This window comes from Pseudomonas sp. PB3P13, assembly GCF_054897735.1.
Genome location: NZ_CM142702.1, coordinates 102,633 through 128,988, shown reverse-complemented (window position 1 = coordinate 128,988; position 26,356 = coordinate 102,633). Strand labels below are relative to the sequence as shown.

18 protein-coding genes are annotated in these 26,356 nt (G+C 59.9%); 5 read left to right on the top strand and 13 right to left on the bottom strand.

The window, feature by feature from the left end; translation table 11 throughout:
- Positions 1 to 62 precede the first annotated feature (62 nt).
- Both ACYZT1_RS00550 and oadA read left to right on the top strand, forming a co-directional pair.
- The gene (locus tag ACYZT1_RS00550) at positions 63 to 1,478 is read left to right on the top strand and encodes an acetyl-CoA carboxylase biotin carboxylase subunit (protein WP_462017184.1); all 1,416 of its coding nucleotides are present in this window, start codon (positions 63 to 65) and stop codon (positions 1,476 to 1,478) included.
- Between the two features lie 100 nt (positions 1,479 to 1,578).
- On the top strand, positions 1,579 to 3,387 hold the full coding sequence (oadA, locus tag ACYZT1_RS00545) for a sodium-extruding oxaloacetate decarboxylase subunit alpha (RefSeq protein ID WP_462017183.1): 1,809 nt from the start codon (positions 1,579 to 1,581) through the stop codon (positions 3,385 to 3,387).
- Between the two features lie 84 nt (positions 3,388 to 3,471).
- On the opposite strand, the gene ACYZT1_RS00540 is transcribed toward oadA, so the two are convergent.
- Both ACYZT1_RS00540 and ACYZT1_RS00535 read right to left on the bottom strand, forming a co-directional pair.
- The gene (locus tag ACYZT1_RS00540) at positions 3,472 to 5,826 is read right to left on the bottom strand and encodes an autotransporter outer membrane beta-barrel domain-containing protein (RefSeq protein WP_462017182.1); all 2,355 of its coding nucleotides are present in this window, start codon (positions 5,824 to 5,826) and stop codon (positions 3,472 to 3,474) included.
- Between the two features lie 201 nt (positions 5,827 to 6,027).
- Positions 6,028 to 8,982 carry an autotransporter outer membrane beta-barrel domain-containing protein gene (locus ACYZT1_RS00535; protein WP_462017181.1) on the bottom strand — a complete coding sequence of 985 codons (2,955 nt, stop codon included), beginning with the start codon at positions 8,980 to 8,982 and terminating at the stop codon, positions 6,028 to 6,030.
- A 135-nt stretch (positions 8,983 to 9,117) separates the two neighbouring features.
- Between ACYZT1_RS00535 and ACYZT1_RS00530 the strand changes: the two genes are divergently transcribed.
- Entirely contained in the window at positions 9,118 to 9,600 is a 483-nt protein-coding gene (locus ACYZT1_RS00530; protein ID WP_462017180.1) for a hypothetical protein, read from the top strand.
- Complete coding sequence (locus ACYZT1_RS00525) at positions 9,597 to 9,875, top strand: helix-turn-helix domain-containing protein (protein WP_462017178.1); 279 nt, start codon at positions 9,597 to 9,599, stop codon at positions 9,873 to 9,875. The genes ACYZT1_RS00530 and ACYZT1_RS00525 overlap by 4 nt, the downstream gene beginning before the upstream one ends.
- Before the next feature lie 58 nt (positions 9,876 to 9,933).
- Here the strand turns inward: ACYZT1_RS00525 and ACYZT1_RS00520 are convergent, their stop codons facing one another.
- Genes ACYZT1_RS00520 through ACYZT1_RS00510 form a run of 3 tightly spaced genes read right to left on the bottom strand, consistent with a single transcriptional unit; the run spans position 9,934 to position 11,701 of the window.
- The gene (locus ACYZT1_RS00520; protein WP_462017177.1) at positions 9,934 to 10,605 is read right to left on the bottom strand and encodes a GNAT family N-acetyltransferase; all 672 of its coding nucleotides are present in this window, start codon (positions 10,603 to 10,605) and stop codon (positions 9,934 to 9,936) included.
- A 17-nt stretch (positions 10,606 to 10,622) separates the two neighbouring features.
- Positions 10,623 to 11,069, bottom strand: coding sequence for a GNAT family N-acetyltransferase (locus ACYZT1_RS00515; RefSeq protein ID WP_462017176.1), 447 nt, complete (start codon positions 11,067 to 11,069; stop codon positions 10,623 to 10,625).
- A gap of 2 nt (positions 11,070 to 11,071) precedes the next feature.
- Positions 11,072 to 11,701 (bottom strand): FMN-binding negative transcriptional regulator, encoded by a 630-nt coding sequence (locus ACYZT1_RS00510; RefSeq protein ID WP_462017175.1) that lies wholly within the window; start codon positions 11,699 to 11,701, stop codon positions 11,072 to 11,074.
- Positions 11,702 to 11,791: 90 nt separating this feature from the next.
- Here ACYZT1_RS00510 and pdxR point away from each other — a divergent pair, with 90 nt between their 5' ends.
- Positions 11,792 to 13,342, top strand: coding sequence for a MocR-like pyridoxine biosynthesis transcription factor PdxR (gene pdxR / locus ACYZT1_RS00505; RefSeq protein WP_462017174.1), 1,551 nt, complete (start codon positions 11,792 to 11,794; stop codon positions 13,340 to 13,342).
- A gap of 10 nt (positions 13,343 to 13,352) precedes the next feature.
- On the opposite strand, the gene ACYZT1_RS00500 is transcribed toward pdxR, so the two are convergent.
- From ACYZT1_RS00500 to aspA, 8 genes are all read right to left on the bottom strand, one after another.
- A complete protein-coding gene (locus ACYZT1_RS00500; protein WP_462017173.1) occupies positions 13,353 to 17,897 on the bottom strand; it encodes a dermonecrotic toxin domain-containing protein in 4,545 nt (1,514 codons plus the stop codon).
- A 164-nt stretch (positions 17,898 to 18,061) separates the two neighbouring features.
- Positions 18,062 to 19,162, bottom strand: coding sequence for a polyamine ABC transporter substrate-binding protein (locus ACYZT1_RS00495; RefSeq protein ID WP_462017172.1), 1,101 nt, complete (start codon positions 19,160 to 19,162; stop codon positions 18,062 to 18,064).
- Between the two features lie 12 nt (positions 19,163 to 19,174).
- Entirely contained in the window at positions 19,175 to 20,206 is a 1,032-nt protein-coding gene (locus tag ACYZT1_RS00490; protein ID WP_462017171.1) for a histone deacetylase family protein, read from the bottom strand.
- A 124-nt stretch (positions 20,207 to 20,330) separates the two neighbouring features.
- Positions 20,331 to 20,714 carry a cupin domain-containing protein gene (locus tag ACYZT1_RS00485; protein ID WP_462017170.1) on the bottom strand — a complete coding sequence of 128 codons (384 nt, stop codon included), beginning with the start codon at positions 20,712 to 20,714 and terminating at the stop codon, positions 20,331 to 20,333.
- A 26-nt stretch (positions 20,715 to 20,740) separates the two neighbouring features.
- The gene (locus ACYZT1_RS00480) at positions 20,741 to 21,733 is read right to left on the bottom strand and encodes an AraC family transcriptional regulator (RefSeq protein WP_462017169.1); all 993 of its coding nucleotides are present in this window, start codon (positions 21,731 to 21,733) and stop codon (positions 20,741 to 20,743) included.
- A 147-nt stretch (positions 21,734 to 21,880) separates the two neighbouring features.
- Complete coding sequence (locus ACYZT1_RS00475; RefSeq protein WP_462017168.1) at positions 21,881 to 22,885, bottom strand: asparaginase; 1,005 nt, start codon at positions 22,883 to 22,885, stop codon at positions 21,881 to 21,883.
- 103 nt (positions 22,886 to 22,988) lie between these two features.
- On the bottom strand, positions 22,989 to 24,440 hold the full coding sequence (locus ACYZT1_RS00470) for an alanine/glycine:cation symporter family protein (RefSeq protein ID WP_462017167.1): 1,452 nt from the start codon (positions 24,438 to 24,440) through the stop codon (positions 22,989 to 22,991).
- A gap of 459 nt (positions 24,441 to 24,899) precedes the next feature.
- Positions 24,900 to 26,324, bottom strand: coding sequence for an aspartate ammonia-lyase (gene aspA, locus ACYZT1_RS00465; protein ID WP_462017166.1), 1,425 nt, complete (start codon positions 26,322 to 26,324; stop codon positions 24,900 to 24,902).
- Between the last annotated feature and the right edge of the window lie 32 nt (positions 26,325 to 26,356).

Here is a 26,356-nt window from a genome sequence, read left to right as displayed (position 1 = left end):
TTGGTCACGCGTCGACCTGGTCTAGCAGGTCGTGGGTGCCACCGGCTCAAGGGAAACTCCAAGTGATAACAAAGATCCTGATCGCCAACCGTGGTGAGATTGCCGTACGAATCGTGCGGGCCTGCGCCGAGATGGGCATTCGCTCGGTCGCGGTTTTTTCTGACGCCGACCGCCATGCCCTGCACGTGAAGCGTGCGGATGAAGCCCACAGCATCGGACCCGATCCGTTGGCGGGTTACCTTAACCCCCGCAAATTGGTGAACCTGGCCGTAGAAACCGGCTGCGATGCGTTGCACCCCGGCTACGGATTTCTGTCAGAAAACGCCGAGCTGGCGGAAATCTGCGCCGAGCGCGGAATCAAATTCATTGGTCCATCGGCTGAAGTCATTCGCCGCATGGGCGACAAGACCGAAGCACGCCGCAGCATGATCAAGGCGGGCGTGCCGGTCACACCGGGCACTGAAGGCAACGTCGCAGGTATTGAAGAGGCGCTGGTTGAAGGCGATCGGATCGGTTATCCGGTGATGCTCAAAGCCACCTCCGGCGGCGGCGGTCGCGGCATTCGTCGTTGCAACAGCCGCGAAGAACTTGAACAGGCGTTCCCCCGCGTCATTTCCGAAGCCACCAAGGCGTTCGGATCGGCCGAAGTGTTTCTGGAAAAATGCATCGTCAATCCGAAACACATCGAAGCGCAGATTCTCGGCGACAGCTTCGGCAATGTGGTGCACCTGTTCGAGCGTGACTGCTCGATCCAGCGCCGTAATCAGAAATTGATCGAGATCGCACCGAGCCCGCAACTTACTCCGGAACAGCGCGCCTACATCGGTGACCTGTCGGTGCGTGCGGCCAAGGCTGTCGGTTACGAGAACGCCGGCACCGTGGAGTTCCTGCTCGCTGAAGGTGAGGTGTACTTCATGGAGATGAACACCCGGGTTCAGGTCGAGCACACCATCACTGAAGAAATCACCGGCATCGACATCGTCCGCGAGCAGATTCGCATCGCGTCCGGGCTGCCGCTTTCGGTTAAGCAGGAAGACATCCATCACCGTGGTTTCGCCCTGCAATTCCGGATCAACGCCGAAGACCCGAAAAACAACTTTCTCCCCAGTTTCGGCAAGATTACACGTTACTACGCACCCGGTGGCCCTGGCGTGCGCACTGACACGGCGATCTACACCGGCTACACCATTCCTCCGTTCTACGATTCGATGTGCCTGAAACTGGTGGTGTGGGCGCTGACCTGGGAAGAGGCGATGGACCGTGGCTTGCGCGCCCTCGACGACATGCGTCTGCAAGGGGTCAAGACCACTGCAGCGTACTATCAGGAAATCCTGCGCAACCCGGAATTTCGTAGTGGTCAGTTCAACACCAGCTTCGTTGAAAGCCATCCGGAACTGACCAACTACTCGATCAAGCGCAAACCCGAAGAGCTGGCCCTGGCCATCGCCACCGCCATCGCCGCACACGCAGGCTTATGAATGAGCAGCTGCAAGCTTTTAGCGGTAAGCGGCAAGTAAGAGCAGATTGGCTTTTGCTTGCGGCTTGTAGCTGGCAGCTTGCCGCCTTGAGGAGATACCAATGAGCAAAAAGATCTTCGTCACCGACACAATCCTGCGCGACGCCCACCAATCGCTGCTCGCCACTCGCATGCGCACCGAAGACATGCTGCCGATCTGCGACAAGCTCGACAAAGTCGGCTACTGGTCGCTGGAATGCTGGGGCGGTGCAACGTTTGACGCCTGTATGCGTTTCCTCAAGGAAGACCCGTGGGAGCGCCTGCGCCAATTGCGCGCCGCGCTGCCTAATACGCGTCTGCAAATGCTTCTGCGTGGCCAGAACCTGCTCGGCTATCGTCATTACAGCGACGACGTGGTCAAGGCTTTCGTCGCCAAGGCAGCGGTCAATGGCATCGACGTGTTCCGCATCTTCGACGCGATGAACGACGTGCGTAACCTGCGCGTGGCCATCGAGGCGGTGAAAGCCGCCGGCAAACACGCTCAAGGCACCATCGCATACACCACCAGTCCGGTGCACACCATCGACGCGTTCGTGGCACAGGCCAAACAGATGGAAGCCATGGGCTGCGATTCGGTCGCTATCAAGGACATGGCCGGTTTGCTGACCCCGTATGCCACGGGCGAGTTGGTCAAGGCTCTAAAAAGCGAGCAGTCGCTACCGGTCTTCATCCACTCCCACGACACCGCCGGCCTGGCCACCATGTGTCAACTCAAGGCCATCGAAAACGGCGCCGACCACATCGACACCGCCATCTCAAGTTTCGCCTCCGGTACCAGCCACCCAGGCACCGAGTCGATGGTCGCGGCCCTCAAAGGCAGTGAATACGACACCGGCCTCAACCTGGAACTGTTGCAAGAGATCGGCTTGTACTTCTACGCCGTGCGCAAGAAGTATCACCAGTTCGAAAGCGAATTCACCGCCGTTGATACCCGTGTGCAAGTCAACCAGGTGCCGGGCGGGATGATTTCCAACCTGGCCAACCAGTTGAAAGAGCAGGGCGCCTTGAACCGCATGAGCGAAGTGCTCGCTGAAATCCCGCGCGTTCGCGAAGACCTCGGTTTTCCGCCACTGGTGACGCCGACCTCGCAGATCGTCGGCACCCAGGCCTTCTTCAACGTGCTGGCTGGCGAGCGCTACAAGACCATCACCAACGAAGTGAAGCTTTACCTGCAAGGCGGCTACGGCAAGGCGCCGGGCACCGTGAATGAAAAACTGCGTCGTCAGGCGATTGGGAGTGAAGACGTGATCGACGTCCGTCCGGCGGATCTGCTGAAGCCGGAGATGACCAGGCTGCGTAACGATATCGGTGCCTTGGCCAAGTCCGAAGAAGACGTGCTGACCTACGCGATGTTCCCGGACATCGGGCGCAAATTCCTGGAAGAACGTGCCGCCGGCACGCTGACACCTGAAGTGCTGCTGCCGATTCCGGAAGCGGGCGCGGTGACCTCTGCCGGTGGCGAAGGCGTACCGACCGAATTCGTCATCGATGTCCACGGTGAAACCTACCGCGTCGACATCACCGGTGTCGGCGTCAAGGCTGAGGGCAAGCGTCATTTCTATCTGTCCATCGACGGCATGCCCGAAGAAGTGGTGTTCGAGCCGCTCAACGAATTTGTCAGCGGCGGCAGCAGCAAGCGCAAGCAAGCCACTGCACCGGGCCACGTCAGCACCACCATGCCGGGCAACATCGTCGACGTGCTGGTGAGTGAAGGCGATACGGTCAAGGCCGGACAGGCTGTGCTGATCACCGAAGCCATGAAAATGGAAACCGAGGTCCAGGCAGCTGTCTCCGGCAAAGTCACCGCCATTCACGTGGCCAAAGGCGACCGGGTGAACCCCGGCGAAATCCTGATCGAAATCGAAGGCTGAGTTAGCAGCCTCGATCTACCGCTTTAAACCTCGGGGGGGCATGTGCTCCCCTTTTTTTTCGCCCGGGTTTTGTCGATTGACGAGTTAGAAGCTCATTCGCCACCGGCCCGTGACACCATGGTTTCGACTGTCCGTGCCGACTTCACCATTGAGGCCAATGCCGAGCGAATGTCTGGCCGACACGGCCAGATCCAGCCCGGCATCCACCAGCAGGCTGTTACGGTCCTGCGCCGCACCCGCCACCGTGAAGTCGCGGCTGCCCGTCACCAGTCGTTGGCGGGTCTGGTTGTCGATTTCGCCATAGGTGTGCTTCCAGCCGGCACTGAATCGCGGGATCAGTTGCAGACCGTTGTCCAGAGTATTGAGCCTGGCCAGACGCAGCCCGAAGGTGCTGCTGATGTTGTCCTGCGTCTGGCCGTGGATTTGCAAAGCCGCCGCTCCGCCTTTTTCCGTGTAGCTGTCGCGTTGATAGCGTTGATAGCCGATGCCTGCAAACGGCTCAATGCTGGTGTTGGCAACGTCCAGTTTGTAACCCAGTTCAGCAAAAGCCTGCTGGGAGTTGGCGTCGTAACGGCCCTTGAGGCGGTCGCTGAAACCGTTGAAGGCAACACGACGTTTGCTGGTCGCGTCGTGTTGGCTGTACGCGGCACCGAGACGCAGCGACACAGGCCCGCTTTGGCGCAGGGCGTAAGCGCCCAAGTGCCAGCTGTCAAGATCGCCATCGAGTCCACGGCTGTCCAGACGCGTGTCGGATTTACCGCCGATCATCCCCAGGCGCCATGCTTCACCGACGCTCCAGTCCGCGCCCAGTACCAGACCTTTGGTGGAATGTTTCAGGGCATCCATATCGCGATCGAGTGTTCCGCCATGACCCAGGGTTTGTAGCCAGACTCTGCCGGTGGCTTCGCTGCCAGCAGCGAGACGTGGCGCATTACGCGCGCCTGATTTGTCGAAGCTGCGGTCAAGCTGGCGCATGGCCGAGAGCATGGTGGCGCCGATCGGGGCGTCGCTATTGAGGGTGGCCTTGGCCAGATTGGCGGTATTGCCGCTGGCCAGTTGTTCAAGTGCGCGGGAGGCAGTGAGTTTGTCGCTGCGCAGCAGGGCGGCGATGGCGGCATTTTTGGGCGTGGCGGCTGCTTTCGGTGCGGCAGCGGTTGCAGCGACTGTGGGTTGAACTGCGACGGGTTGAACAACGACAGGTTGAGCGGCGGCTTGAGCGACGGCGCCAGCGGGCGATTCGGCGGCGATAGGGGCGCTCATGGTGACAGCGGGCGCGACTGCGGGGTAATCCTCAGTTACCTCGGCGGCGGCCGTTTGCGTAACAACTTCGGCAGGCAGGACCGGTTGATCCGGTTCGATAATGGGTTCCTGCGGGGCAACAATGGCGGTGGCATTTTCAGCAGATGGAATCGGCAACTCGGTGATGGGCAGGGTGTTTTCAGGCGTTTCCCGGGACTGAATTACATGAGTTGGCTCTTCGATATTCGCGCCTAGTTCGCGTGCGTTTTCGGAGGTACCCAAACTTGCGATGGTCACTGCGTTACGCACAAATATCAGATCCACTGTCGTGCCCGGATACTCAAGCGTGTGATCCAGGAAGGCCAGATCATTGATGACGTTCCCAAACTCACCCTCTACTTTTCCGGCTTCCAGAATCCTGTGCCCGGTGGTCAGCGAGTAGTCCTTGGGAGCGACAATGTTCAGCGTGGCTTTACCGAGACTGGCGGTACCCTCGACGAGCATCGTGCTACTTGAACCGTCGGCACCCACCTCGTAGCTCAGTTCTGCAGACTTGGTGAGGTTCAGATCACCATCGACCCTGGGAGCACCGTTCACCCCACCTACATAAACCTTGCCGTTTACCTCGAGTGAGCCCGCAACGCCGTCACCCGCGTAAGAGCCTTTTTTATCAATCTTGACGGCCCCGGCGATTGAGCCCTTGTTGAGCATTGCACCTTGAACCAATGCACGTCCGGCAAGATTTCCCTCATTGATCAGGGTCGCCTTAGGACGCACCACCACACCGCTGCCAAAGTCGTCAGAGCTTTTCACGGTCCAGGTGTTGCGTTTGACCTCCAGTCCATTGAAATGTCGAGTGTCCTCCAGCGTTCCGCCGATTGTGGTATCCAGTTGCAGAAAATTATCACCGCCACCGCCGTCTATGGACCCGTTGATGGTCGCCCGGCCTGACACTATGACCAGGTTGTTTTCTTCACCGAAGGTCCGGTTTTCACCCTCTGTTGGTTTACTGATCGACACGGGAACAGTGTCGGCATGTTTGATAAACGCATCCAGTTGCGCCAGGAGTTGGTCCGGGGTGTTCACAACGGAAACGGCATCGCTCGGCAACTCTTGAGCCAGCGAAAAATCAGCACAACCCAGCCCCAGCGCAATCGCCAGTGCAAGATGATGTGGACGGTATTTAGGTTGAACGGGCATCGAATTTGGCCTCTGTTGACAGGAGGCCAAACTCTAAAAGAAGGCGGATTTTGCTGATGTCAGGCGGTTCTGCCAGCCGCGCAGGCTTTGTCGAAGCGGTTTGCAGAAAAAGTGCTGGTTGCAGCGCGGCGATGGTTTTTGCTGATGATGGAGCGCAGCAATGACCTACACCCCATCAACACACCAGCACTTTTCGTACAGTCAAAAACTCATTTGCCACTGCCCAATCAACCCATGATTGCGACTGTTGCTGCCGAGCTCGCCGCTATAGCCGACGCCCACCGAATGACGGGCCGAAAGGGCCAGATCCACCCCGGCCTCCACCACCAGGCTGTCTCGATCCAGCGAGCTGCCGTCAACGCTGAATGCCGTGCCCCCGACCACAAATGCCTGGCGGGTCGAGTTGCTGACATCGCCGTACGTGTGCTTCCAGCCGGCAGTCATGCGCGGTGTCAGGCTCATGCCATTGTCGAGAGTGCTCAGGTGCGCCAGTCGTACGCCGAGGGTGCTGTTGAAGTTGTCCTGGGTTTGCCCGTCGACCTGCAAGGCAGCGGCACCCCCTTTTTCCTCATAGCTATCGCGGTGATAACGCTGGTAGCCGACACTGGCAAAGGGTTCTGCGCTGAGGCGGCCGTTGCCCATTGCGTAGCCGAGCTCGGCGAAGGCTTGCTGGCTGTCGGCGTCGTAATCACCCTTGGGCCGGTCGCTGAAACCGTTGAAGGCAACGGTGCGTTTGCTTTCACCCTGATGGCCGCTCCAGGCGGCACCCAGACGCAAGGCAAACGGGCCACTCTGACGCAATGCGTAAACGCCGGCATGCCAGCTTTCGACGTTGCCATCGACACCCGTGGCGTCCAGATCCGTCTTCGAATAACCGCCGAGTACGCCCAGACGCCATTGCGGATCGAGCGCCCAATCGGCGCCGAGCACGCTGCCTTTGGTGCGCTGCTCAAGGCCGCTGCTGCCGTGTTCGCCGTCGAGCTTGCCGTAGCCGCCGATGCCTTGCAGCCAGAGTCTTCCCCGAGCGTTCGGGTCGTTGAGGTTGCGCGCCGCGGACGGTACGCCGGTGGCGGCGAGCAAAGGCGTGTCGTGCTGGTCGACGCTCGCCAGCAATCCTGAACCGCCACCCATTTGCTGCATCGCCGACAGCATGCTGCCACCGATCTGGCTGCTGGCGGCCAGTGTTGCGCTCGTCAGGTTGGCGTTGCTCGCGCCGGCCAGTTGTTCGATAGCGTGGCCGGCGGTGGCGCCGGTGGTGTTGAGCAACGCGTTGTAGAGCGTATTGTGCTTGCCCATCGACGCCAGACTGTTGGCCGCATTGCTGCCGTTGGCGGTGTCGGCGAATTGGTTGAAAGCGATGTCGTTGCGTGTGTAGGTCAGATCGACCTCGGTGGGCGAGTAGTCGAGGGTCGGCGTGAGGAACGCATAATCGCTGGTGACGCTGCCGAAGGTGCCGTCGATGCTCGTGGCTTGCAGCACCGTAAAGCGGCTCTGCCAAGGCCAGGTTCCATTGCCCGGGTTCACCGCCAATGTTGCGCCATTCAGACGGGCGACGCCGCCGACCTGTATCGGTGCGCTGCTGCCGTCGGCGTTGACGCCGTAGGCCAGAGTCGAGCCGCTGCCCATGGTCAGGTCACCGACGACCGTCGCCGTGCCCAGCCGGGTATCGGTGCGCAGGGTTCCGTTGACCAACAGATTGCCCACCGAACCGCCACCGGCGTACATGCCGCCCGAGTCGACAGTCAGATCACCGGCAATTGCCCCCTGATTGATCAGGGTCGCACCGTTGCGCACCGCGCCGCCGTCACTGAAATCACCTTGCCCGGCAAGTGTCCACGCGCCTTGTCGGACCTCCAGCCATTCGAAATTCCGGCTGGCCGCCAAACGGCCGCCGGCCGGGTCGTTCATCACCACACGATCGTATCCTGTGCCACCGTCGACCACACCGACAAAGCGGCTGCCGTCGCGCAACACAAGCTCGTCGTTCCCACCGCCCATATCCAGGGCCAAACCGTTACTGCCGCTGATGGTGCCGCCGTTTATGACGCGGTCGTCATACTCGCCCACCAGTTTCACGCCGAAGCCGCCGAGGCCCTGGATAGTGCCGAAGTTTTCCAGCGTGGTCGCTGCCACGCCCGCGCCGCCGCTGCCATCGTCGACCAGGATGGCACTGGTGGCGCCGCTGATCAGTGCGTCTTTGGCGTTCAAGACGTAACCGCCGCCCAATGCGATGCCTTCGCTGCCATTGGCAAAACCGCCCTTGTCCACGCCGCCCGCGCCGATGCCTTGGATGACGCCGTAGTTTTCGATGTGCGCGAGGCTGTCGATGTCCACGCCATCGCCGTCACCGTTTGCTTGCAGCCCGGAATAGGCGCCCGTGATAGTGCCGTGGTTGATTACCGTGCCGTCGCCGTCGGAGCCGAAGCCCGAGCCGTTGCGGCCAGTGATGGTCCCATAATTGGTGAGCGTGGCGCCGAGATCGGTGGTGATGCCATGCCGACCACCGGAAATTGTCCCGTAGTTGGTCACGGCCACACCGGTCGCGGTGTCGATGTCGATACCGTCGAATTTGTCATCGGCAATCTTGGAGTTCCCGGTGGAAATCTCGCCGTAGTTGGTAATGGCCGCGTTGGCGCCGGTCTTCATGCCGTCGCTGGCGTCGCCGCGAATCAGACCCCCCGCGCGGTTGATGATCGTTGTGCTTGCGCCATCGCTGCGCAGCGCATCAAGGTCCAGGCCCTGTCCAGTGCTGGAGCGAATCAGCCCGCTGTTGTCGATCAACAACGTGCCGCTGGCAAAATTGCTGTCGATGCGCAGCGCATCGTTAGCGCCCAGGATTTGTCCGTCAGCGCGGTTGTAGAGGCTGTAATTGCGCGCTTTGGTGAGGTCGCCACTGCTGTCGATTGCCCGCCCGCCCGTGGAAATGATCTTGCCCGCGTTGTCGATCATCACGCCGGCACCGCTGGTGCTGTCCTTCAGGCTCACCGTTTTGCCACTGTTGGTGATGCTGCCGGGTGCCGAAATCTTCAGCAGGTCGCTGCCGCCAAGGGTTTGCGCGGCGGTCGTGGCATTGTCGATTTGCACGGTTTTGGCATGGACCGATGTGCTCACCAAAAGAGCGATGGTCAGGGCAAGACGCTGCGGTAAGAAGGGCATGAACGAACGGCCTTTTCGTTATAAGCGGGCCGTCCTGTATAGCGGATGGTTTTTACAGATTGATGTCTGTGTCATGCGACGACTCTGCACTTTGTTGCGCTTTCTCTTCATTCGCCTGGGTATTTACGCAATTTAATGCATTTATTCGAGCGCGAGCCGGAAAAGGGCTTCGAAGGCGCCTGCCGATTTGGATACAAGACGGGCTACATAGCCGATAACCTTGAATCGATCGATCTGCCATTCAGCAAAGCAGTCAGTGCCAGCATCCCATTGGACTGGGATAACGCTTCGCTGGAAAAGGCGCCGAAGTTGCTCATGTCGCAAGGCCGCGACGGGTTGCTGTATCCCGATGCAGTGCTGGATGACGATCAGGTGGTTCAGCACTGGTGTGTGAAATTTGCCCGCAACCGGGCCGCGAAATGGCGCGCCGTATGCGAAGCATTGTCGGTAATCGGTGACCCGGAGGCGCTGTTCGAAGGTCTGCGAGACGACGCCAATCGCTTCCTGGCTTTGCCGGACATTCTCTCTGCCAGTGGCCTTCCCGAAGTCACCCTGAACCATCCTGCGATTGCCTTGAGAAACCTCGAACAACGCCTGCAGCGCTGGGGGCTGAAATGACCCTCTCCATTGACGCCCGCGCATTAGTGATCGCAAGCATTCAGGACGGGCTGGCCCAAGGCACGCTTGAGATTGGCGAGGCCGTGCGCCGATTGCGGGTCGAGGTCACGGGGTTGCACCAAAGCCAGTTCGCCAAAATGTGCAAAATCTCGGTGCGGACCCTTGTGCACATCGAGCATGGCGAAGGCAATCAGACGCTGAAATCGTTGAACTCGGTGTTTCGTCCTTTTGGCTTGAAGATGGGCGTGGTGCGTATTCGACGCGATTTGAGTTAACGGCATACCCGGCGCCGAAGCGCAGTTGTTCCCACGCTAAAGACGTGGGAACAGTTGTTCAGGCGCGGCACTCGGCCAGCGTTTTCACCTGCCCCGAACCCGCCTGGTTCTCATCGCCCAGCCAGCGTTCAAACCCTGCGCCAATCGCCGGCCATTCCCAATCCAGCATTGAATACCACGCGGTGTCACGGTTCTGTCCCTTGACCACCATGTGCTGGCGGAACACGCCTTCAAAACTGAAACCGAGGCGCTCGGCCGCGTATTTGGAGCGGGCGTTGCCGTTATTGCACTTCCATTCCAGACGCCGGTTGCCCAGCGCGAAAGATTCCTTCGCCAGCAGGTAAACCGCTTCGGTACTTTTCGGTGAACGTTGCATCGGAGCGCCGAAGGTCACGTGGCCGATTTCGACACGGCCCTGGGCCGGCACGATCGACATCAAGCTCAGAAGGCCCTGCGCTTCACCGCTGGCACGGTCGATCACACTGAAGAAGTACGGATCGCTGCTCGCCGTGTGATTGTTCAGCCAGTCGTTGAAACCGGCACGCTCCGCAAAAGGGCCATAAGGCAGATAGTCCCATAGCTTCGGATCGGCGCCCGGGCCTTGCAGGGCATTCCACAAATCGTCGCCATGACGCGCCGGGTCGAGTTTTTCCAGGCGAATGAATCGCCCTTCGAGGGTTTGTACCGACGGCGCCGGAACGCCTTTCCAGTCGGCGAGGGAGGTCGACATGGTGTTCTCCATAAACCTTAAAGGCTTTTACGAAACTGAATGAAACCAGGGCGTTCGGCGATGCGCTCGTATAGCTGGATCGCGGTGGCATTGGTTTCGTGGGTCAGCCAGTGGACTTTGCAGCAACCGTCCGCTCTGGCGGTGGTGTAGACGTATTCGATCAAATGCCGACCCACGCCGATGCCACGCGTTTCTGGCGTTACCAGCAGGTCTTGCAGGTAGCAGGAGTTTTCGATGCTCCAGTTCGATCGATGGTAGATGAAGTGCACCATGCCCAGCGCCTTGCCGTCCGCCCAGGCCAACGCGGCGTGGGTTGGCTCGTTCGGGTCGAGCATACGCTGCCAGGTGCTCTGGGTGACGGCTTGGGGCAATTCGCTGTTGTAGAAACGCAAGTAGGCTTGCCACAGCGGCAGCCAGGCGGCGTGATCGTCGGCGGTGACCTGGCGAATGTCGATCTGAGTCATGTTCATTCCTGAAGCATCAAGTGGGCGAGAGCCTGGTCCTGCGTATCGGGGCTGGCGAAAAGCCCTGCGCGCACGCCGGCAATGTCTGCGCTGCTGCGGTTTTGACTGAGCTTGCGTTTGCCGTCCAGTCGCTGGATCGGCAGCGTGAACCCGACGATGGCCCTGAGCATACCGTCGATGTAATCAGCGGGTGCGTCGGCGACTTTCCAAGGATCCGCGCGGCCGGTTTCATGATGATCCGTCAACGCACTTACCAGGTTGAGCAGCCGCTCGGCATCGGTGAACACTTCAGCAGTGCCATATGCGTGCACCGCGACGTAATTCCAGGTGGGCACCACTTTGCCGTGTTCGGCTTTACCCGGATAAAACCCCGGGCTGACGTAGGCGTCGGCGCCGGCAAATATCACCAGCGCTTCAGCACCGTTCTGCATAACCTTCCATTGCGGATTGGCCCGGGCGAAATGGCCGTAAAGCGTGCCGTTGGGCCCTTCATCAGGCCGAAACAGCAAGGGTAGATGACTGGCTTGCAGACCTTCATCGCCGTGGCTCACCACCATGGCGAGGCGGCATTGGGCGATGTGCGTTTTCAGTAAATCCCAATCGTTGATGGCAAAGCTGCTGGGGTTGTACATGGAAAAATTCCTTGGCGTATGCCTTCATCCTAGGCAGGCTAATGGTCTGTTGTAAGAGCCATTAACGGTCCATTTCATAGGTCCATTGCCATGAGCGAATCGCCAATGTCGTTGCCGTTTAACCCGGCGGGTATCGAACTCGACAGGCGCCGGGGCTTGAGCCTTCAGCTGTATCAGGCGCTGCGGTTGCGGGTGCTGGATGGGCGCCTGGCCAGTGGCACTCGACTGCCGGCCAGTCGTGATCTGGCGGCGTCTCTGGCGATTTCCCGCAACAGTGTGGTGCGAGCATACGATCAGCTCTACGCGGAAGGGTTCATCGAAGGGCGTGTGGGTGACGGAACTTACGTCGCACGCATTGCGCAAACCGTGCTCCCCGGAAAAAAATTATCCACAAATCCATCCACAGTGTTTTCAACAGGGTTACCCACAACCTTATCCACAAAATGCCTGAATTTACCTGTCATTTCATCCAGCCAGGTTATCCACAGCAGCGCATTGGGGCGGGTCGAAAATAACCATTTGGCGCTGCCGCCAAGCGGACCGCCACGGGCCTTTCGCGTCGGTGTACCCGCATTTGATTTGTTCCCGTTTGAGGTGTGGGCCAAGCTGAACGCGACGTTTTGGCGAAAACCCGATTTACAGCAGCTGTGTTATGGGCATCCGGCAGGCGACGAACGCCTGCGTGAGCTGATCGCCGCTTATTTGCGCAGTTCACGGGGTTTGCAGTGCTCGGCTGAGCAAATAGTGATCACCAGTGGCGCACAGCAGGGGATTAGCCTTTGTGCACAGCTGTTGGTGGAGCCGGGCGATGGTGTCGCGGTAGAAAATCCGGGGTATCGGGCGGCGGGTCATGCGTTCGCGGTGGCGGGCGCGCGGCTGCATGGGGTCGCGGTGGACAGTGAAGGTATCGACTGTGCCCGATTGGCGGCACTCGATGAGTGTCGCCTGGCGTATGTCACACCCTCGCATCAATACCCGACGGGCGTGGTGATGAGCCTGGCGCGACGTCTGGAATTGCTGGCCTGGGCTGCGCGGACACAGGGCTGGATCGTCGAGGACGACTACGATGGCGAATACCGTTACAGCGGCGCGCCATTGGCACCGTTAGCGGCGCTCGATCAGCAGGGCCGGGTTTTGTACGTCGGGACCTTTGGCAAAGTTGCTTTTCCTGCGCTGCGTCTGGGGTATCTGGTGTTACCGCCCGCGCTGGTGCAGGCGTTCTCGCAACGTCGGGCAGTGGACGTGCGGCATTCGGAAGTCAGCACGCAAGCGGTGATGGCCGAGTTCATGGCCGCCGGGCATTTTCAGCGGCATATCCGTCGTATGCGCCGGGCGGCATTGAGCCGACGCAATACGTTGCTGGCCGGTTGGCCGCGGGGCGTCACCGGCCTCGGCAGCCTGCCTCCTGTCGCCGCGGGGCTGCACCTGACGGTGGCGGTCGACTCTTACGCTCGCGAGCAGGCGCTCGTCGAAAAAGCCGCCCGTGTCGATGTCGAGATCAATGCGCTGAGCAGTTACTGGTTACCGGATTCGCCGCAGAACCAGGACCAGCGCGCCGGCCTGGTCCTGGGTTTTGCCGCGGTGCCTGACGCTGCGATCCTCGAAGCACTGGCGCGTTTGCAGCGGGTTTGGCGGTCCTGACACCGGGTCGTCAGATATCTTCTTGCGGCTCGAGGTCCAGAAACAGCTTTCGCAGATCCCAGTCGTTGATCTTGCGCAAGACGCCGTCCACCGGCTCGACAGCGGTGAGTGCTTTTCGCTGATCCTCCAGTAGCGTCTTCAGGTAGTTGTCCGACACTTTCAAGTGCGCGGTAGTAGGACTTTGCGCAGGGGTTTTCAGGTGCTCGTAATGAAAGTGAGCCACCCAGAGCTCCTCATTGTCACGGCTCTTGTCCAGAATCCGGTATTCCTGAAAATAGTCGCCCAGCTGTTTCGTCCTGATTCGGCCTTTGTCGCGGCGGATTTCGATCTGATCGTTCTCATGCATCCATCGCAACGTGCTCTGCGTGGGCTTTCTTAATTTGTAGAGGCTGGCGCGAACACTTTTTCCGGATTCGCGCATCCGCGCCGCCGCCGTCCGCAGCTCCGTGCCGAGGCTGGCCACCGGAAATTCCCGGCTTCGGGCCAGAACCTGGTCGACGCTGGCAGCGCTGTGTTCAAGCCGGGTGGCTTGTTGATCGAATATGTCCTGCATGTCCGCCGGGATTCGCGAAGGCCGGTAAGCGTCTTTCAACGTCCGCGCGATGAAGGCGTCGGCGTCCTGACTCAACGTCAATCCGTTGCTGATGATGTCGCGGTCATCCAGCACTGGAGACGGCCGCGGTCGATCCGTCAGTGTGATCGAATCGAGCGCCTCATCGAGCGTCGGTGTCGCCTGACCGCCAGAGGGCTGACGGGGCCGGGTCTTCCTCACCTTGGCGGCTGGACGTGGCGCGTTTGACTTCGACGGCCCGGCCGACGCGCTTGATTGCAGTGGTTGGTATTCGTCCAGCAAAGACGAGCGCAGGGTTTGCGCGTTGAGCGAGAACTCGTCCAGAAGCTCGCGCAGGCGATCGATTCGGGCCTGTTTCAAGAGACCGGGGTAGGTTTCGGGCAGATCCTTGAATTGCTGATCGACGTCGGCCAATGTTTCTATCAACTGACTCAGCTCCTCAATCTGATCCTGCGCGGGTTCTTCGGTAGTTCTCTTCAGGATTTTCGAGATCCGCTGAGCGGCGTCCGCACCCCGGATCACCAAGTGCCCGACGTCGTCTCGCGCCTGCGTCGTGTGCTCACTGGTCTGGTCCTCCATACACAATTCCTGAGCCACACCGATTTCGTTGGCTTTGACTTCCCATTCGGTAAATGAAGGCATGAGTTTGCGCAGGCTGGCGGCTTTCTCTATTCCCGGCCGCCCAAGCGCTCGCATAGCCTCCAGGCCCGCCGCTGAAATGTGCAGTTTTTCCACCATTGCCTGGCTCAGGTCCGTGACCTGCTGGACGTGTTTGAGAAAGTCGGTTCGCGACAACTCACCCCGCTCCGGGGTAGAACGCAACACACTGATTGCTTTGGAATAGTCGTATTTCTTCAGCGCAAACCAGATCGAAATGTGCTTTTGCAACTCGGTGTGCATCCTCAGAGAATCGTAGAGGTAGCTGGGGCCGCCGCCCAACGAGTGCCATTCCCGGAGCTGCTCCAGTGCGTTCTGATAAGCCTCAGTCATGGCCTCGACTTTCTCCAGGTAGACAATGCTCAGGCGTCTGTAATTATCCTCATCCTCATCCTCTTGGACATTGCCCAGTTCTGTCTGCGCCTTGATAACTTCGTTATTTTTCAGTTGTTCGATCCCTTCCTCGTCGTCCTCCCCGACTTTTTTGTGCTGGAATTTATCCAGCTGTTGTTTCAGCTCTTGCTTGCGCAGTTCTTTCGCCGCTTTCAGCGCTTTGAGACGGTTTTTCGGGCCTCCGCCCTTCAATCGCAGGCGCAGGTCCAGCACCCACCGGCCGTCCTGATCGCTGGCCAGGAAAGGGCCGTTTTTTTGCAGGTTGCCCGGATCGACGATGCGCACCTGGTCATCTTCATCCACCTCGACATTGAACCAGCGCTGGCCGACCTTGGCGTAACGCTGCTGTCCAACACGGTGCAAATAGCGAGGTGTCTGGTCAGACGGGCCCCCCTCATCGGTGTCCAGCTCCGGGGGCGTGACCGCCAGTGCATCCAGATAGGTCGCGAGTTTTTCAGGCGTCAGACGCGGGACTGCACCGCCGGTTTCTACCAGGGATTGATGGGTCGAGGGGAGCGCGCCGACCAAAGCATTGACGTCCAGCGCTACCGTGGTAGCCAGGGGTGGCTCGACGATTTCTGCCAAAGGCTCTTTGGCGCGGCGGGGTTTGCCGGACAGCGCGTTGCGGCGCATCACCGCGTGGTGACTCAGTAAAATACCCATTGCCAACAGGATGTCGGATTCGGATTTCCACTGCACGAAGGTGTCCCCGCGCTCGTGGGCCTCCAGGGTTTGCTGGATTTGCTCGATGATCTGCCAGGCCCAGACGGCGGAGCCCACGGCGCCGCTGAGAAAGTTGGTGACGGCACCGAACAGGGCCCAGCTGCTGTCTTTGAGCAGTGTCCAGCGGCGCTCCGAATTGGATTGCGACTGGCGATCTGCCAGGGCGACCAGCGCCTTTGCATTGCTGCTGAACAGGCGGGTGAGCACGTCGCCGGTGATCGCATCAGAAGCCAGCGATACGCGGCCGAACTGGTCCGCGCGCCGGAGCGGGTTGACCAGTTGTTCCGTGATGGCCCAAGGAGACGGCAGACCCACCGGAAAGACAAACTGCGCATATTCAAAGCTCAGTGTTTTATCGGGCAGCCACGCGAGTACCGAGTCGCGCAGGTCGCCGGGCTGATGCAGGGCGTACAGCAGATTTTGTCGCGAGGGAAACTGCAGCAGTGGCTGGTCCTGCATCGGCCGGTAAAGCAGACACGGGCCGCTGTGCTCGTTGCGAGGGCTGATGATGAACATGTTGGTTACGGTGTCGCTGGATTTGATCAAGCGGTGCTGCGGCGTCATCGCCAGCGGATAAATCTGGATGGGATCGACCGCCTCGGCAGCAGGCTCCAGCCATCTGCAGATGTACTGATAGCCGCGCTCGTCGATGCCGGCTTCGTGTCTGATCTTCCCCTCCAGTGCCTTGAGCGGTAATAACCAGCGCAATTGCTCACGATAAAAACGAGCCTGACGGGCCGACGTGACCGGGTCATCGATCAGCGTTTTCTTGATCAATGCCGGATACGCGCTGCCCACGTCCACAGCCGCAGCGATGCGGGTCAGATACGCGGGCGTCAGCCAGGCCGGAAGCTGTACGGCGTTTTTAAAGGATAGGTTCGCCAGGTAGGGTTCTTCATTCGCCAGTGCGAACTCGCCCAGTGTTTCGGTGTACTCGTCCAGCGGATTAGGCAAGGTGAAACTGTCCACGGTGAAGCTGTTGGTGACCCTGATGCGTAGCTGATCCCACGGCAGTGACGCAGCACCTGTCGCCTGCTCATCGGCCGTGATGGCGTCACACATCGCTTTGTGGGCGAACTGGCTGATGGAGGGGATCTCGGCTCTGGCGATTCGGTGTGCGGGGTCGCCATACAGATGCCCCAGACCGGTGATGTAATGGCGATAATCGTCGATGTCCTTGGGCGATGCATCGCGCAGCCAGTCGGGAATGGCCGCATCCAGTTGCTTGTAGCGGGCTTGCTCGAATGAATCCGACCCGCTTTCGCGCTCGGCTGGCTCTGGGGCATCCACGCCATCGCCGAGTGAGCCAATGCTGTCGATCTGCGCCGAAATCAGCGCCCACGTCATATGATCGAATACGTTGCCATCGGGCTCGAACAAGCGCCACTCCAGCGACGCCTGTGTCCCGGGATCGAGCCGCTCGGGCAGGGTTTTGCCCAGTTGCTCCAGTGAACCGAACGACTCATAGCCACGATCGATCGTGTACATCACGATGAGCTGCCGACCGCGGCACTTGCCCTTGATCACCAGATAACCGGCGATCAGCAGGTGCCGGGGGAGGTTTTTCTCGACGCTGTCGATGTCGATCAGGCAGGCCTGAATCTCTGAAAAATCAGTGTTGAGCGGTTTGCGCGTGGCTCGACCCGGGGCGATGGCGACTTCGCGGGCCATCGCGCACTCGTCGGCATCCCAGCCCTTGACCTGCTTGACCTTCACGGCCTTTGCCAACGAATCGGAAAAATTTTGCCAGCGGGTCACTCCGTGTTTCTTCTGATTCCACAGATGAAGCTGGCGTTCCTGGAGTTCGACGAACAATAGCGCTGCGGCGTCGTTGAGCGTGTTGGCGATGTCTTCGATACCCACCGAGAGTTGCACCGGGTTGTCGGCGTGCGGTTCCCGCGTCAGGAAGTGTTCGCCTTCGAGGTAATCGGCTCTGGTGCCGAAAAGACTGTGCCGAACCAGCGCATGGGTCAGTGATTCATAGCGCGTCGGCAGGCTGACAACCTGACCATCGCTGATCGACCATTGCGGACTGCCGACCATCACTTTGTCGGGGTCGATGTCCAGCTCGCCATAGTGCGCCTTCAGCATTCGTCGCAGCAGGGGCGCAGCGACCTCGCTGAGCAAGGGGCTGTGACTGATCTGGCTGACCAGATGGTTTTTTTCCACCAGCGGCTGGTTTTCACCGTCGTTGGGCGGGTGGTCTGTCATGGTTGTATTCCTTCGATGTGTGGGCAGGACGCAGGCGTCGGTCCTGGCGTTGGCATCGAAGGTAAAAGGCCTCACGGCCTGAAGTGCGGTAACTAATTATCGCAGGCAAAAAAACGGAGCGGACGCCACTGACGCCTGCCCCGTTGTGTCGCTTAGCCTTTGTTTCAGGTCCCGGACTTGATCTTGGTCCAGGCCCGGGTCCGCGCACGCTCGGCATCGCGCGGCAACGGTTGCAAGGTGTACAGCGTGCCCATTGCCGCGTCGGTCGGGTACAGGTTCGGATTGTTGCGAATCGCCGGGTCGACCCTCTCGGTGGCATCCTTGTTCGGGTTCGGGTAACCGACAAAATCGCTGACCGGCGCAATCACTTGCGGTTGCAGCAAGTAGTTGATGAAGGTGTAGGCGTCTTGCGGATTCTTCGCGCCTTTGGGGATGGCGAGCATGTCGAACCAGATCGGTGCGCCTTCTTTCGGCAGACGCATGTCCACGGTCACGCCGTTTTTGGCTTCCTTGGCGCGGTTGGCGGCCTGGGAGAAACTGCCCGAGTAACCGACGGCAACGCAGATGTCACCGTTGGCAATGTCGGCCATGTATTTGGAGGAATGGAAGTAGGTGACGTACGGGCGGATTTTCATCAGCAGCGCTTCAGCCTTTTCGTAGTCCGCCGGCTTCGCGCTGTTCGGGTCGAGGCCAAGATGCTGCAGGGCCAGCGGCAGGATTTCCGACGGCGAGTCGAGCAGGGCGACGCCGCATTGTTTGAGCTTGCTGAGGTTTTCTTGCTTGAAGATCAGGTCCCAACTGTCCACGGGCGCATTGTCGCCAAGGGCTGCCTTGATCTTGTCCGGGTTGAAGCCGATGAGGATGGTCCCGTACATGTACGGCACGGCGAATTTGTTGCCCGGGTCGTTGGCTTCGATCAGCTTCATCAGCTTGGGATCGAGGTGTTTCCAGTTGGGCAATTTGCTGCGATCCAGCGGCTGAAAAACCCCGGCCTCGATCTGTTTGGCCAGGAACACGTTCGACGGCACCACCACGTCGTAACCGGAGTTGCCGGTCAACAGCTTGGCTTCCAGCGCTTCGTTGGTGTCGAAGATGTCGTAGACCAGTTTGGTCTGGGTGTTTTGCGCCTTGAAATCGTCCAGCGCTTTGGGCGTGATGTAGTCGAACCAGTTGTAGACGCGCAACGTTCGCTCTTCAGCCTGCGCCGCACCACCGAGCACCGCAGCGCAAAGCACGGGCGCGATAAAACGCTTGAGTGTGTTCATTCTTCTAATTCCTCATTGGGCGCTTTCAAAACCTTCGAGAACGTTCACGGCATTGATGCCGATTTCTTCGACCGCGTAGCCGCCTTCCATCACGAACAGCGTCGGTTTGCCGAGCCGGGCAATGCGCTCGCCCATGGCCAGGTAGTCCGGGCTGTCGAGCTTGAATTGCGAGATCGGATCGTCCTTGAACGTATCGACGCCCAGGGAGACCACGACGATGTCGGCGGCGTATTTGTCGATCTGCTGACAGGCCTGGTCGAGGGCTGCACTCCACGTCTCCCAACCGGAGCCGGCGGGCAGAGGGTAGTTGAAGTTGAAACCTTCGCCGGCGCCTTCACCGGGCTCATCGTCATAACCGAGGAAAAACGGAAACTCGGCTTCCGGATGACCGTGGATCGAGGTGAACAGCACGTCGCTGCGTTCGTAGAAAATTGACTGCGTGCCGTTGCCGTGATGGTAATCGACGTCCAGGATGGCGATTTTTTCATGGCCCTGGTCGAGGAACGCCTGAGCAGCAATGGCGGCGTTGTTGAGGTAGCAATAACCACCCATCAAATCGCTGGCGGCGTGATGTCCCGGTGGGCGACACAACGCGAAGGCACTGCGGGCGCCGCGCTGGATTTCAGCCTGGGCGGTGAGCGCTACCTGGGCTGCGCTGTACGCGGCCTGCCAGGTGCCGACGGTGATCGGAGCGCCGCCGTCGAAGCTGTAATAGCCGAGCTGGCCGTGCAGGCTGGTCGGCATGATTCGGCGCAAGGTGCGGGCCGGCCAGGTGTAAGGCAGCAAGTCACCGTCGGTGTTGAATTCGGTCCAGCGGGCCCAGGCGCCTTTGAAGAAGTCGAGGTAGTCGCGGCTGTGAATGCGCGCGATGGGGTCAAGACCGAAATCCGTCGGTGCCTGGACGGGACCGAGGTTTTGGGTTTGTACGCGTTGCAATACATGATCGGCACGCGACGGCATTTCGAAGCAGGGCATCAGTTGCCCGTCCATCAATTCACAACGGCCGTGGTGGAGGTGGTGATCGTCCGAGTAGATCGTCAGCATTTTCTTGTTCTCCGCGGGCTGATTCGGTTGAACACAGTCTTGCGTCGGAACACTTTTGAGAGAACGGCAGGAGCGGCCAAAAGGGGATTGAAATGGCCAAAAAGCATGACCGAAAATCGCCCCTTTATGGCGCAGGCGCGATTTGATTGCCTGCTTGAAGGCTCTGATCAGAATCCGGTGCGCCATAGTGGATAGCCAGCCAGACTGTCGCTACGTCAGGCGCCGTCCACGCGACTCTGTGGCGACACTGGGCCGGGATGTTCACAAAGTCACCTGCGTGCAGTTCCCGACACTGGGACTCACCTTCAAATTGCAGACCCGCGGCTCCCTTCAGTACAAGGACCCACTCACCCTGGGGCTGGCAGTACCAAAAATCTGGCGGGCTTGATTGTCCGGTAGACACGATGCGCTCAATACGGATACCCGGTTGAGCGAGCAACGCTTCGAATGTTTCACTTTCAGCATTGCGCGCAGCGTCCGGAAAATCCGTGAACAGGTTGGTGATCATCCTGGCCATTCCTTTTATGTGATTTTTCAGGGGCGAAACTGGCTCGGCGCTACGCCGCTCCAGCGGACAAATGCGTGGCGAAAGCTCGCGGTCTCGCTGAACCCCAGCGCCTCGGCAATCCGGTGGATCGGCATCCGGTCTTCACAGAGCAGTTGCTTGGCCTGCTCGAACCGCAGCTCGTCGAGCAGTTCCTGATAGCTGCACCCCAAGTCCTTGAGGTGTCGGCGTAGCGTGCGGGCCGAACAGTTCATCTGCACGGCCAGGCCTTCCAGACCCGGCGCCGCGTTCAACTGCGCACGCAGCAATTGCCGAATCCGTCCCAGCCACGCCTGGCGCCCGGTGAACTCGATGTTCTGTTTGCGGCAGCGCTCGGCCATCGCCTGATGCGTGATGACATCGGCGAGGGGCAGCGGCTGATCGAGCCAGCGCCGGTCAAAGGCAAACGCATTGTTCGACGCCTGAAAGTGTAATGGGCAGTCGAAATGTTCGGCATAGGTGGCTTGATAATCCGGGGCGGCGTGTTCGAAGCGAGCGCCGATCAGCGGCAGTTTGTGGCCCAGCAGGTCTTCGCAGATAACCTTGAGCGACACCAGGCAGAATTCGGCGTTAAACACTGCCAGCGCGGGATTCTCCCGGTAATCGGCGGCGACGAACCACACTTGCTCGGCGTCATCCTCGAGGTTCAATTCGAAAAGTGTTCCCAATAGCGCCGGATAACGCATCGCCAACCGCAAAGCGTCACCGAAGGTGGCACTGGTGAGCAGGGCATAGCCAAGCATTCCGTACGAGGAAACGTGCATGCGCCGGCCCAGCTCCAGGCCGATATCGCGCTTGAGCGCGACAGCGTTGGCACAGACCTGCATTTCCTGATGGGTGGTGATGCGCGTGTCTGCCCGGTGTAAATCCTCCGCGCTGATGCCGCTGCCAGCGAGCAATGCTTCGCTGGACAAGCCTTCGGCCTTGAAGGTGTTGAGCACCAGGGAGACGGCGTTAAGGGTGGTGAGGTGGGAGTGGAGCATGGGGTGTTCCAGCCTTGGGATGCTGAAACGGCAGCAAGTTATGTGCCGCGGCACTTTGTCGAAGCCGGGTTGTTGGCGGAGAACGGTAACGCGATAAATCCGCCATACCGCATGGGCCGAATGGCCAGCAAGCCGGCTTCTACAGGGTCAGCTCAGTTCGCCGCAGAGGTCGAGTTCGACCAGCCGGCGCACTTCTGCCGTATCGAGCCCTGCACCCAGCAATCCATGCAACTTGCCGAATGCCGCTTCACGGGTCATGCCACCACCAGACAGCACGCCGGCGCCACGCAGCCGGCTACCGGCCTCATAGACGTCCAGCTCAACGCCACCTTCGTGGCATTGCGTGACCGCCACCACCACTACGCCGTTGTCGCGTGCCCGCGAGAGCGCGGCGAGAAACTCGGGGTTGTCGCTCGGCCCGGTACCGCTGCCGTAACACTCCAGCACCAGGCCTTGAATGCCGCTGTTGAGCACAGCATCGAGCAGCTCGACGCCAACGCCGGGAAACAGTGGCAGCACCGCGACGTTGGCTAATTGCTTGTGTTTGCGGTAATGCAGTTCAACCGGCAGCGCCGAAGCTTTCACGCCACCGCCCTGACGCTCCAGCCGCTTGAACGGATGACGCCCGAAACTGCGCACTTTCGCGCACCGCGTCGGGTCCAGCAATTCGCCGTGGAAATACAGGTGAACGCCCGGTGCCACGCCCTGACCCAGAGCGACCAGCGCACCACCGAGATTTTCCCACGCATCGCTGTCCGCCACGCCCGCCGGCAACATTGAACCGGTAAAGCAAACGCGGGCTTGCAGGCCGAGCAACTGGAAACTCATGGCCGCCGCGCTGTAGGCGAGGGTGTCGGTGCCATGCAGGATCAGCACGCTGTCGCAGCCTTGCACATCCACCGCATCGACCACCGCTTCACGCAGTTGCTGCCAGTACGCCGGGCTCATGTTGGCGCTGTCGATCAGCGGCGACATCTCGCGAAAGCGCCACTGCGGCACCGCAAGTTCAGGCTGGCTGTGCAGATACTCACGCATCCGCGCTTCGAAACCGGACGCTGGGGCCAGGCCGTTGGCGCTGGCCTGCATGCCGATGGTGCCACCGGTGTAGAGCACCATGACGTGCTGAGCGGCTGGGTAGTTGTTGGGAATCATCTGGGAGCCTCCGCAAAAGATGACCTGTGGGAGCGAGCAAGCTCGCTCCCACAGGTCAGGCACTTTAACTGACGGGCGCAGGCCTGCGCTCGTCGTTTGGCGATCAGCGTTGCGCTGCGGGTACGCCTTGCGGTTCGGCTTCAGCCTTGGCTGCGGTAGGCGGCGGATTGGCGGGCCAGGCGTTCAAGTCCAGGTCCAGATCCGGGAATTTGCTCGAATCGAACACCGGCGTCTTGATCCCGGCGGCGCGCTGGTCATCGTAATCACGCAGGACGCGCATGGCGATCTTGAACAGCAGGAACAACGCGATCAGGTTCACGAACGCCAGCAGGGTCATGGTGATGTCGGCAAACGCGAACACCGTGCCGAGGTTTTCGATGGCGCCCCAGTAGATCAGCACCAGCACCAAAGCGCGATAAGCCATGAGCGCCGCGCGGTTTTCACCGATCAGGAAACGCAGATTGCTCTCACCCAGATAGTAGTTGTAGAGGATCGAGGTAAACACGAACAACGACAAGGCGACGGAGATGAAGCTGCGGCCCCAGTCACCGACCACCGCGGCCAGCGAGTTTTGCGTCAGCGCAATACCATCGCCTTCGAAACCCGGCGTGTAGAAACCCGACAGCAGAATCAGCAACGCGGTGCAGGTGCAGATCACGAACGTATCGAGAAAGACGCTGAACGCCTGGACCACACCTTGCGCCACCGGGTGCTCGACCGATGCCACTGCGGCCACGTTCGGCGCACTGCCCAGGCCCGCTTCGTTGGCGAACACGCCGCGCTTCACGCCCATGATGATGGCGCTGCCGACCAGCCCGCCGAACGCCTGATCCAGTCCGAAGGCGCTTTTCACAATCGTCATCAGCATCGCCGGGACCTGATCGAATTGCAGCACGATCACGTAAATGGTCACACCGATGTACACCAGGGTTTTCACCGGTACCAGCAGGTCAGCAACTTTGGCGATGCGCTTGATCCCGCCGAAGAATACCAATCCCAGCAAAACGGCCAAGGCTGCACCCGTGTACGTTGGATCAAGTTTGAATGCGTTCTGCAGGGAGTGAGTCACGGCGTGGGATTGCAGGCCGTTGAAGGCAAAACCGAAGGTCACCAGCAGCAGGAACGCCATGACCATGCCCAGCCAGCGTTTTTGCAAACCATGTTGAATGTAGTAGGACGGGCCGCCGCGATAACTGCCGTCGGAGTCGAAGCGCTTGTAGAGCTGGCCGAGGGAGCACTCGAAAAAGCTGCTGGACATGCCGACCAGCGCAGTCACCCACATCCAGAACACCGCGCCCGGGCCACCCATGGTGACGGCGATGCCGACCCCGGCGATGTTGCCCGCGCCGACGCGACCGGCGAGGCTCAGCATCAGCGCCTGAAACGAACTGAGCTGGCCGGCGCTGCTTTTGAGGCTGTCGCGGAACACCGCAAACATGTGAAAGAAGTGGCGCAGTTGGACGAAACGCGAGCGGATCGTGAAGTAGCCACCGAGCCCGACAATGAGCACGATCAGTACTTTCTCTGAGAGGAAGCCGTTGATGACTTCGAGCATGGAGTATTCCTCGCTGTTTTTTATGTAAGCAAAAGCTGGACGGTAGGAAACATCGTGTTACACCGGTTTGCGCACGGCAAACAGGCGGGGCAGAGGTTTCGTCCCGGTTCCAAATCGCGGGTTTGTTGTTAGTTCGGGTATCGCATGGGTTAAAGCCTCGTTAACGACGACCACTCATGCGAAGAGGGGCGGCACTATACCGATCAGTGCGGCGTCCGTCTGCACGGGTTTGGTGCGAGAAACGAAAGCGAGTTGCTTTTGTGGGCGCGGGCTTGCTCGCAAAAGCGGTGTGTCAACCCACATCAATTCCGCAGACAAGCCCCTTCGCGAGCAAGCCCGCTCCCACACGTTTTTGAAGTGCTGCGGATGAAAAAAAAGGGCCTGGGGAATAAATCCCCAAGCCCTCAAAAGGTGAGAGGTGTCTAGTCCCTCGACCTGGTGAGCGTGTGCAGCGTTCGGTCAAGCCTTCAAAGGCACCAGACGCGGAGCAATCATGTTTTCCGGGCGCAGGATGTCGGCGAGCATTTCTTCGTCGAGCAAGCCTTCTTCGCGCACCAGTTCCAGCACGCCACGGCCGCTTTCGAGGGCGATACGGGCGATGCGGGTGGCGTTTTCGTAGCCGATGTAAGGGTTCAGCGCGGTGACCAGGCCGATCGAATGTTCGACCAGTTCACGGCAGCGGGCTTCGTTGGCGGTGATGCCGACGATGCAGTGCTCGCGCAGCATGTCCATGGCACGTTGCAGCAGGCGGATCGAGTCGAAGATCTTGAAGGCGATCAGCGGCTCCATCACGTTCAGTTGCAGCTGGCCGCCTTCGGCCGCAATGGTCAGCGCCAGGTCGTTGCCGATGATCTGAAACGCCACCTGGTTAACCGCTTCCGGAATCACCGGGTTGACCTTGCCGGGCATGATCGAACTGCCCGGCTGCCGCGCTGGCAGGTTGATTTCGTTGATGCCGGTGCGTGGGCCGCTGGAGAGCAGACGCAAGTCGTTGCAGATCTTCGACAGCTTGACCGCAGTACGCTTGAGCATGCCGGAGAACAGCACGAAGGCACCCATGTCGGAAGTGGCTTCGATCAGGTCGGCCGCTGGAACCAGCGGTTGTCCGCTGATCAGTGCCAGACGCTGAACGGCCAGGTGCTGGTAACGCGGGTCGGCGTTGATGCCGGTGCCGATCGCGGTGCCGCCCAGGTTCACTTCAGTGAGCAGTTCAGGTGCGAGGGATTTCAGACGCGCCAGGTCTTCGCCCAGGGTCGTGGCGAACGCACGGAATTCCTGACCAAGGGTCATCGGCACGGCATCTTGCAGCTGGGTACGACCCATCTTCAGCACGTGGCCGAATTCTTCACCTTTGGCAGCGAATGCCTGAATCAGGCTGTCGAGGCTGGCCAGCAACGCGTCGTGACCCAGCAGCAGACCCAGGCGGATAGCGGTCGGGTAGGCGTCGTTGGTCGATTGCGCCATGTTCACGTCGTTGTTGGGGTGCAGGTATTGGTATTCGCCCTTCTGGTGACCCATGGCCTCCAGCGCGATGTTGGCGATGACTTCGTTGGCATTCATGTTGGTCGAAGTGCCAGCGCCGCCTTGAATCATGTCCACCACGAACTCTTCGTGGAAATCGCCGCGGATCAATCGTGCACAGGCTTCGCTGATGGCAGCGTGCTTGGCTTCGCTCAGATGACCCAGCTCACGGTTGGCGTCAGCGGCGGCCTGTTTGACCATGGCCAGACCGACAACCAGCTTCGGGTAATGCGAAATCGGGACGCCGGAGAGACGGAAGTTGTTTACCGCTCGCAGGGTCTGGATGCCGTAATACGCTTGAGCCGGTACTTCGAGTACGCCAAGCAGGTCTTTTTCTGTGCGGAATGATGCAGCGGAGGACATGATAGAAATCATCTCGATAAGAACCCGGTCTG

Excerpts from the sequence above, each read along its gene's own strand:
- ACYZT1_RS00495 (WP_462017172.1), bottom strand. The coding sequence starts at position 19,162 with ATGAACACACTCAAGCGTTTTATCGCGCCCGTGCTTTGCGCTGCGGTG.
- ACYZT1_RS00475 (WP_462017168.1), bottom strand. The coding sequence starts at position 22,885 with ATGATTCCCAACAACTACCCAGCCGCTCAGCACGTCATGGTGCTCTAC.
- ACYZT1_RS00535 (WP_462017181.1), bottom strand. The coding sequence starts at position 8,982 with ATGCCCTTCTTACCGCAGCGTCTTGCCCTGACCATCGCTCTTTTGGTG.
- ACYZT1_RS00490 (WP_462017171.1), bottom strand. The coding sequence starts at position 20,206 with ATGCTGACGATCTACTCGGACGATCACCACCTCCACCACGGCCGTTGT.
- ACYZT1_RS00515 (WP_462017176.1), bottom strand. The coding sequence starts at position 11,069 with ATGACTCAGATCGACATTCGCCAGGTCACCGCCGACGATCACGCCGCC.
- oadA (WP_462017183.1), top strand. The coding sequence starts at position 1,579 with ATGAGCAAAAAGATCTTCGTCACCGACACAATCCTGCGCGACGCCCAC.
- pdxR (WP_462017174.1), top strand. The coding sequence starts at position 11,792 with ATGAGCGAATCGCCAATGTCGTTGCCGTTTAACCCGGCGGGTATCGAA.
- ACYZT1_RS00485 (WP_462017170.1), bottom strand. The coding sequence starts at position 20,714 with ATGATCACCAACCTGTTCACGGATTTTCCGGACGCTGCGCGCAATGCT.
- ACYZT1_RS00520 (WP_462017177.1), bottom strand. The coding sequence starts at position 10,605 with ATGTCGACCTCCCTCGCCGACTGGAAAGGCGTTCCGGCGCCGTCGGTA.
- ACYZT1_RS00525 (WP_462017178.1), top strand. The coding sequence starts at position 9,597 with ATGACCCTCTCCATTGACGCCCGCGCATTAGTGATCGCAAGCATTCAG.
- ACYZT1_RS00470 (WP_462017167.1), bottom strand. The coding sequence starts at position 24,440 with ATGCTCGAAGTCATCAACGGCTTCCTCTCAGAGAAAGTACTGATCGTG.
- aspA (WP_462017166.1), bottom strand. The coding sequence starts at position 26,324 with ATGTCCTCCGCTGCATCATTCCGCACAGAAAAAGACCTGCTTGGCGTA.
- ACYZT1_RS00530 (WP_462017180.1), top strand. The coding sequence starts at position 9,118 with ATGCATTTATTCGAGCGCGAGCCGGAAAAGGGCTTCGAAGGCGCCTGC.
- ACYZT1_RS00500 (WP_462017173.1), bottom strand. The coding sequence starts at position 17,897 with ATGACAGACCACCCGCCCAACGACGGTGAAAACCAGCCGCTGGTGGAA.
- ACYZT1_RS00510 (WP_462017175.1), bottom strand. The coding sequence starts at position 11,701 with ATGTACAACCCCAGCAGCTTTGCCATCAACGATTGGGATTTACTGAAA.
- ACYZT1_RS00480 (WP_462017169.1), bottom strand. The coding sequence starts at position 21,733 with ATGCTCCACTCCCACCTCACCACCCTTAACGCCGTCTCCCTGGTGCTC.
- ACYZT1_RS00540 (WP_462017182.1), bottom strand. The coding sequence starts at position 5,826 with ATGCCCGTTCAACCTAAATACCGTCCACATCATCTTGCACTGGCGATT.